Genomic DNA, 7,421 nt, shown 5'->3' with positions numbered 1-7,421 from the left:
AAAAGAAAACCCACACTGGGTGGGTTGGATGGAGCTTATTCGATTTAATTTGTAATATTTTCTATATAATTTTCTATTTGTACACCAAGTAATTTATTCTCTGGTTTATCACCTTTCAGGTTAAGAATAATACATTTTTTAATTTCTGAAAACTCTTCAAGAGTTAAATACTCTCGCATACTTAATAGATTTTCATTATTTAGTGATGCAATATATTGTTTATTTGTTGACTTTAATCTTTGGATGATATACTTAAACCAAGATGCTCTTGCTTTAGGATTAATATCAGCGAATAGCCTATTGTCATGCCAAAGGAAGTTAATATTGTGGTTGCTTCCATTAAATAAATTTAACACATCAAAGGCGAGTACACTTGCATTATCAATCCCATCAGAATCAGAGCCATCAACTGCAATCTTTAAGTTGTATCGAATTTGGTTAATACCTGTATTGTTTTCTAAGATGATTCCAGCTGCAGCATCTTCATATAAATGTTCAATAATATCTTTAAAGATTAAATCTTTTTCGTTTAAAGGATTATTTTCAATGAGTTCTAAGGCTCGTCTATCTTCTTTTATCATTAGTTCTTGAATATCAAGTTTTTGTTTATTTAATTGTGTTTCCAAGTTAAGAAAATTATTTACAGTTTCATATGTATTTCTTAAATCTACAAGTTTATTAGCAATAACAGTATATTCGTCAAGTGCACTTTTTCCTTGTAAGTAGTTAACTTTATCTTGTTGGTTTTTTATATTAATTTTATTTTGTAGTGTTAATTCAATGATTTTATTGCTAATTTCAATAAGATCATTTTTTAGTCGAAGGTCTCTATTTTTTGCAATTGTATTATGAAAGTTTTCAACAGCATCAAAGTGTTTAAGTATTTCAGGCTTAAAAATAGATTCTAAACCATTATACATTTTATATAGATCTGATTTTGAAATATCAGGAGTTATTTTTAGTGATTTTTCGATATTAGCTTTATTGAATTCAAGGATAGAAATTTCTTTTTCATTGTTAGAAATTAGATTTTTTAGTGCATTAGCTTCTCGCTCTATTATTTTAAAATCATCAACAATCTCAAAATTTTTCAATTTTTTTTCTAGTAGTTCGATTTCATGAGCTGTTTTATCTAGATGTATTTTTGGATTTTTTCCATTAAGAACTAATGATTTTATTGTGTTGCTATCCTTGAAGGATTTTAGCTCTTGGGTTATTAAGTCAAGTTTAGTTTTTAATTTTTTCTTTGTGATGGCTAAAGATATATCCATTCCTAATAGATGTAAGGAATTCAATAAAGCAACATAATCTTTTTCAGATTCAGTAGACAGAGGGTGATCACAATCTTTTTTTGTTAAGCGAGAAAAACGCTTAATTAAGCTTCGAAATGTTAAATATTCAGAATTTTCAGGAATATAAAAGAAACCTGCATTATTTAAATATTCTCTTAATGTACGAAGATTATATTCATTTTTATTGATAGTTATATGATTACCTATGGTAGATCTAGAAATCACATTCTTATTGTTGTTGAAATCATATTCTAAGGTAAAATGCTTTTTAGGCATTTTAGTTGATATTTTAGGTATTGAATTCTTTGCACCTAAACAATGATGTAGAATCGCTAGACTTAGGGTTTTACCAACTCCATTACTGCCACCATCTTCGGTAGCATTAACAGGATCATCACCCAAAATAATGCTTAATCCGGTTGGATTAAATTTGATTGTTTTGAAACTCTCTAAATCAGATTCAATTTTTATTAAATTCATGAGGATATCTTCTGAATTCGTCCATCAATGTTTAGATTAATAATATTAATTGCAAATAAAATATCTATTGCTAGGATCATTTGTTCAAAATTTATATTACATGGATAGCTTTTTTGTTTAATTTCAACTAAAGCCCACAATTCATCAATTGATATGCTATTGGTCGGGATAATTGAATTAAGAAATCCAGCAATACCAATTAAAGACTCGGAGAATGGAGTGTGCTTATGAGGTAGTAAAGCTGTCAGGATGTTCATAGACGTCACAACTTTCAAAGTATTTAGCCAAAACAATCGAGGAAACAGCCCTATATCCTGCAAGAGTCATTCTATGTATTGGATTGTTTCTGATTTCTGGTGGGATAAGTTCATCTCTAATCCATGCATATTGTAAATCAATCTCATCTTCTTGACCACAAAATAAGAGTTTACTTTGTTCATAAACTTCATGAATGTATGTGCTAATTTCTTGTGAGATACCCCCTTTAACTGAGTCTAAGTAATCATCTATAAGTTGGACTTTTTTTATATTATTTCGAAGCTCATCTGCAATTTGTGGACTTAGATTGTTTAGTAATATTTTCCTTTCAAAATCAGGAACATTGATTTCTAAAAGAGAGAATTTAGAACTATGTGCCTTATCGGCTAAATATATTAATAGGGTATTTATTTCAGAATAATAAAAATTAATATTAACTTCTTCAATATTTGGAACGGCTCCAACAATAATATCTTTTAAGTTGTGCTCTAAGTTATTAAATCTAAGTAATAGTTTTCTTGAATCAAAAGACTCACATAATTCCAAGGCTGTTTCTTGTCTAAATAAATCTAGTTCATTGTTTAAAGGAGCTGGTGAACCCTCAAAACGATCATTTATCACAAAACTATATTTTCTTATATTACTCCACTTTTCTCCCAACTTATGAAAGTCTTGTTTTGCTTTTCTAAAAGCATTAGGTGGATTCCATTGAGTATTTGGTTTAGGAGCATAAACTTGAAAGTAATGTCCATCATCATAAATGTAACCATCATTCCCACCATCGCCCCATTTACCCCATGGTGATATGGATTGAAAACGGTGGTCTGAATAGCTCATTATATCATTGAATAATGACATAAAAGATTCGCCAGATCGCTGTAATACCTGAACTTTGAATAGTAAATTATATATATAGTTTAATTGTACGCTAGACATTATCTTTCCTTGAATATAAAACTATTGCTGGCATGGGCTTTCACTCTATAGCAGGATCTATAGCTCTTATTAAAACCCCACAAAGTGGGGTGGTGTTGCTTAATCAAGACTCAGAATACTTCTCTAAAAACTCATCAATCCATCCTTGAGCCGTTTCAAGGTTGGTGATGTCTGCTAGCTTTAAACTAGTGCCTTCTGCTTCGTTAAATCCCTCTATAATTGCTTCAAAGATATTTAGCTCATTAATGGTCTCATTCGCCATTTCCTTAGCGTCATACCCTTGTTTAGCCTTCTTGAGTGAAGCTATCTGCTTATCAATCCCTGCACTGATTTTTTCTAAAGCTAATTTAAATTCTTGGCGATTAATTGTGAGTGCTGTTTTAGATTTGTTGAGTGTTGCGATCATTGGGATTTCACTTCTTGATTATTTTTTAAAACTTCTTACATGCTCAACAATTACACCAATAATTCTAATTTCTTGTTGGGTAGAGCACATTGTTGGAAAGTCAGGATTTAATGGAACTAATTCAAAGGTTTCTCTTCCATGCTCATCATACCCAATAGCTCGATACTTTTTAAAAGTAGCTTCATGACTACCATTCTGCGCAATCACATAACAACCAGGATATGGGGCTTTTGATCCATCAACTACTAACTTGTCACCTGGATTAAATTCAGGCGTCATGCTCAATCCTGAAACTTCTAGTGAAAATACACACTCAGGTTTATTGCTCTCGTAAGTTGTATAAGACTCACCTTTAGGGTTAATGCCGTCATAACCACATTCATGAAAAATACCTGCTTGTACAAAATCAAGTAATGGAATTTTTCTTAATGTTGGCACATCAAAACTTACATTGTTGAAGCCATTATCCTGAGATGCGCTTACAAGCATTTCGCCTTCGCCTGTTTGCAACCAATAAGAATCAACATTCAAAAACCTAGCAATTGCAGGCAAGTGTGATGAAGAGGAGACAGCACCTGTCTCAAGCTGACTTAATGCGGATTGAGTAATACCAATAGCATCAACAACATCTTTTTGTGATTTCTTTGCCTTTTTTCTAGCTTCTTTAAGTCGGTCTTTAAGCATTTTTACTACCTCTAAGTGCTTTATTAAGCATATTAGGCAACTAATATTAAATCAAATAAGAATACTTATTGACTAAATATTAGAGTGCTAATATTATTAATGGGTTACTAATATTTTGAGGTGGTTTATGGATACCATTTACCAAGAGCTTGTGGATTACCTTGGCGGACAAGTATCCACTGCAAAAGCTCTAAAGGTTAGTCAATCAAATATCAGTGGCTACATAAATGGGCGTTGGAACATGTCTGAACTTGTAGCCCTGAGAGCTGAGATGGTAACTAAAGGGGAATTTAAAGCTACAGATTTATGTCCAACATTAAAGGGTTTAGTACAACCACTTACTGCTTAAACCAATTATCAATCAGTGATCGCTTTAAATAAACGTGAAATACAGCAAGGATTCACAATGGAAATAAGTAAAGAAACAAAAACAGCTTTACATAAGATGATCAGACTTACTCCTGGTGTTACACCTAAGGATATTTCTGAATTAACAGGGGATTCACACAACACGATTTGCAACTACGCAAATCCAAACATGTCAGATCATCTGCCAAGCCTTAAAAAGTTTGAAGCGATGATGATGTATACACAGAACCCTGCGGTATTAAAAGTTTGGGCACACAAATTAGGTTTTGTTCTTGTACCTGTGGATGTTGATCCAGATTGTCATCATGAAATGAATATTATTGAAGCGATGCTGCAAACGAATGTTGCAAGCGGACAAGCTAATCAAAAAGTTCATGATGTTTTAGAAGACAACATCGTAACTCCTCAAGAGTACGAAGAAGCACACATTATTTTTCAAAGAATTATCGAATGTGCAACTGCTGCGGATAAAGCTTTAAGAAAGCAAGCAGAAAAATATCTTTCACCAATACAAATAGAAAAAGCCTGATTTCTGAGATCAGGCTTTTCGGTTGTTCAAAATACGGTAGGAATTGAACATGAAATCAAATTTAGCACAAGAGCAACAAAGCTATCAAGCTGAAGTTGTTCGATTTCCAAAACAAGAGCGACAAGCTATGTCGGAGAGTAAATTCAACTACGTGACAGGAATTCGAGCTGTAAAGATGCACTCAACAACTAAACACGTAGCTATCACCTTAGCGACGTATGCGGATTATGAAACGGGTATTTGCTATCCAACTGTACAAACCTTAATGGATGACACAGGACTATCAAATCGTGTTGTTTGTCTACACCTGAAAAAGTTAGAAGAACTTGGTTTTTTGATCTCAAAAAAGGTTAGAGGGTGTAATTCAAAATATAAATTTATTGCTGAAAATATTAAAAAAGCAGTGACTTTAAAGACGGAAGTAGTGACGCAAAGTCACCACTTCAATGAAGATGAAGCAGTGACTTTAAGCACACAAGCAGTGACTTTAATGCAAGAAGCAGTGACTTTAAGCACACAAAGCAGTGACGCAGAGTCACACAAACTATTATTAACTACCAATAACAACCAAGAACAACCAGTGTGTGGTCACGCACAAGAATTTTCTAACGAGTGGAATCCAAATCTTGATTCACTGAAAAACATCATTTTCCAATCACGATTTAGCAACCGAGCTGATGAAGTTTTAGCTATGTCTGATTTCAAGTTGCATCTTGGAAATTTCAATGCGCATTGGGAAAACAAGATTGATCTTACTGAAAACCAAAGAACACGAAAATTTGCAGTTTGGATTATTCAAGAATTCGAGAAAGCACAAAACAAAAAATCATTCTCTGAAAAACAAACTTCAAGCCGTGATGTAAATCACAAGTGGGGTGAGGTTCAAGAATACGCTCCAGCGACAGGTACGGTTGATTTGGGGGGCTTGATATGAATTCTATGGTGTCAGCTATGAATTTTAATGTTCAACAAACGCAAGAACTTTGCATTGAGCACAACGAGTTGAAAGTAAATCTATTTGGTCGTGTTGTTTGTAAATCATGCGCAAAGGATTTGATTAAGCAAGTCCATATCAAACACGAATCAGAAGTAAATCAATCTGTTCGTGAAAAACACTTTGCAGGAGCAATGCTACCAAGTCGTCATGCTGAGAGTGGGTTTAAAAACTACCAAGTGAAAAATAAAGGGCAAGAAATTGCTTTAACTCAGTGCTCAACATTCGCAAAAGATATTAACAACAGCATGAATCGCAATTTGATCATGGTTGGACGTACTGGAACAGGTAAAACGCATTTGTCGTGTTCAGTGGCTAAAAACGTGCTCAACAAACGTAAATACGCTCGTTATATCACTTCTGAAGATATGGCGAATGAAATTGCCAATGCTTGGAAAAAAGCCGATGACAGTGAAGCTAGTGCGATTCATCGCTTCACTGAATACGATTTATTAATTCTTGATGAATACGGCTTGCATGATCGTCATGAGAACAGATTGCAGTTAGTGCACAAGGTTTTGTACTCACGTTATGACGCAAAAAAAGCAACGATGCTTATTTCAAATATGACGATTGAAGAACTTCAAAAAGATTTAGGTGATCGTCTTTGGTCTCGTTTTCAACATGACGGTTTAACGATTGTTGAATGCAATTGGAATGATTCAAGAGTTGGGGGTGGGGTGTGAGTGTAGAAGTTCAGGTAACAGAAATAAACCGTCAAAAAATGACAGTTACGATCGAAGCTTATCAAAACTCTGGTCGAATTTTTAAAAGCTCAATGCCATACAAAATTGAAACTAGAGCACATATCGAAACATTGCTTAAAAAAGAGCTTAAGGCATTTAGCAGACCATCGTATGGCGGAATGTACATTACGTTTATGTGTCGTATTGGAGGATTGTCATGAGAGATCAGTACACATTGGATTGGTGTGAAGAATTGGAAGGATTGGCTTATGCCCCCCCTAATTAATCATGGCACTGTTTACGCATACAACAAACATAAGTGTCGTTGCGAGTTTTGCAAAGAAGCAAAAACAATCAGTAATCAGCGCTCAGCACTAAAAGCAAAAATGAAAGCGCAGGTGGTGGCATGAACTCAAAACCTAAATACATTGAAACGGAATTAGGTCGTGAAAAGCTTTGTATTGAGTGTCAAGAATATTGGCCGTTGGATAGTGAATTTTGGTTCACATACAAAGGTAAAAAGAAGAAAGACGGTACTCAATCCACTTGTTATGAGGCTGCGTGCAAAGGGTGTTATGTGATTCGTTATAAGCCCAGTCGCTTAGCAAAGAAAAAATATAGCGTTCGATCAGGTTATGAGGTAGCAGCATGACAAATCACGACTTAGAAGAAGAACTCTTACAAGAACAATTTCAAGAGAACGAAGCGGATATGGGGGTTGAATGACCAGTATCTCACTCGCTGAATACAAGAAACAATATGGAAATAAGCTTAAATCAAAATGTCC

Annotated in this window: 11 protein-coding genes; 6 read left to right on the top strand and 5 right to left on the bottom strand. The window is 34.1% G+C overall.

Annotated features, from left to right (window positions below; all coding sequences use genetic code 11):
* Positions 1-44: 44 nt before the first annotated feature.
* The 5 genes from AC5YC8_RS13880 to AC5YC8_RS13860 all read right to left on the bottom strand — a co-directional run bounded on the left by AC5YC8_RS13880 (position 45) and on the right by AC5YC8_RS13860 (position 4,056).
* On the bottom strand, positions 45-1,772 hold the full coding sequence (locus AC5YC8_RS13880) for a DUF2326 domain-containing protein (RefSeq protein ID WP_496163656.1): 1,728 nt from the start codon (positions 1,770-1,772) through the stop codon (positions 45-47).
* Positions 1,769-2,029 (bottom strand): ABC-three component system middle component 6, encoded by a 261-nt coding sequence (locus AC5YC8_RS13875; protein WP_496163655.1) that lies wholly within the window; start codon positions 2,027-2,029, stop codon positions 1,769-1,771. The genes AC5YC8_RS13880 and AC5YC8_RS13875 overlap by 4 nt, the downstream gene beginning before the upstream one ends.
* Positions 1,998-2,966, bottom strand: coding sequence for an ABC-three component system protein (locus tag AC5YC8_RS13870; RefSeq protein ID WP_496163654.1), 969 nt, complete (start codon positions 2,964-2,966; stop codon positions 1,998-2,000). Before AC5YC8_RS13870 ends, AC5YC8_RS13875 begins: the two co-directional genes overlap by 32 nt.
* Before the next feature lie 103 nt (positions 2,967-3,069).
* Positions 3,070-3,372 (bottom strand): hypothetical protein, encoded by a 303-nt coding sequence (locus AC5YC8_RS13865; protein ID WP_496164891.1) that lies wholly within the window; start codon positions 3,370-3,372, stop codon positions 3,070-3,072.
* A gap of 18 nt (positions 3,373-3,390) precedes the next feature.
* Complete coding sequence (locus AC5YC8_RS13860; protein ID WP_496164890.1) at positions 3,391-4,056, bottom strand: LexA family protein; 666 nt, start codon at positions 4,054-4,056, stop codon at positions 3,391-3,393.
* A 127-nt stretch (positions 4,057-4,183) separates the two neighbouring features.
* On the opposite strand from AC5YC8_RS13860, the gene AC5YC8_RS13855 reads away from it, so the two are divergent.
* From AC5YC8_RS13855 to AC5YC8_RS13830, 6 genes are all read left to right on the top strand, one after another.
* On the top strand, positions 4,184-4,405 hold the full coding sequence (locus AC5YC8_RS13855) for a hypothetical protein (protein WP_321089755.1): 222 nt from the start codon (positions 4,184-4,186) through the stop codon (positions 4,403-4,405).
* Positions 4,406-4,462: 57 nt separating this feature from the next.
* The gene (locus AC5YC8_RS13850; RefSeq protein ID WP_496164889.1) at positions 4,463-4,954 is read left to right on the top strand and encodes a phage regulatory CII family protein; all 492 of its coding nucleotides are present in this window, start codon (positions 4,463-4,465) and stop codon (positions 4,952-4,954) included.
* 49 nt (positions 4,955-5,003) lie between these two features.
* Positions 5,004-5,888 (top strand): helix-turn-helix domain-containing protein, encoded by an 885-nt coding sequence (locus AC5YC8_RS13845; protein WP_496164888.1) that lies wholly within the window; start codon positions 5,004-5,006, stop codon positions 5,886-5,888.
* Positions 5,885-6,634, top strand: a complete 750-nt coding sequence (locus tag AC5YC8_RS13840) for an ATP-binding protein (protein WP_496164887.1) — start codon at positions 5,885-5,887, stop codon at positions 6,632-6,634. The genes AC5YC8_RS13845 and AC5YC8_RS13840 overlap by 4 nt, the downstream gene beginning before the upstream one ends.
* Positions 6,631-6,855, top strand: coding sequence for a hypothetical protein (locus AC5YC8_RS13835; protein WP_496164831.1), 225 nt, complete (start codon positions 6,631-6,633; stop codon positions 6,853-6,855). Before AC5YC8_RS13840 ends, AC5YC8_RS13835 begins: the two co-directional genes overlap by 4 nt.
* 185 nt (positions 6,856-7,040) lie before the next feature.
* Positions 7,041-7,286, top strand: a complete 246-nt coding sequence (locus AC5YC8_RS13830) for a hypothetical protein (protein WP_496164830.1) — start codon at positions 7,041-7,043, stop codon at positions 7,284-7,286.
* Positions 7,287-7,421 lie beyond the last annotated feature (135 nt).

The sequence above is a fragment of the Acinetobacter sp. FY731 genome (genome assembly GCF_059515905.1).
Note: the sequence above shows the minus strand (reverse complement) of the source record. Positions and strands in the feature narration are given on the sequence as shown.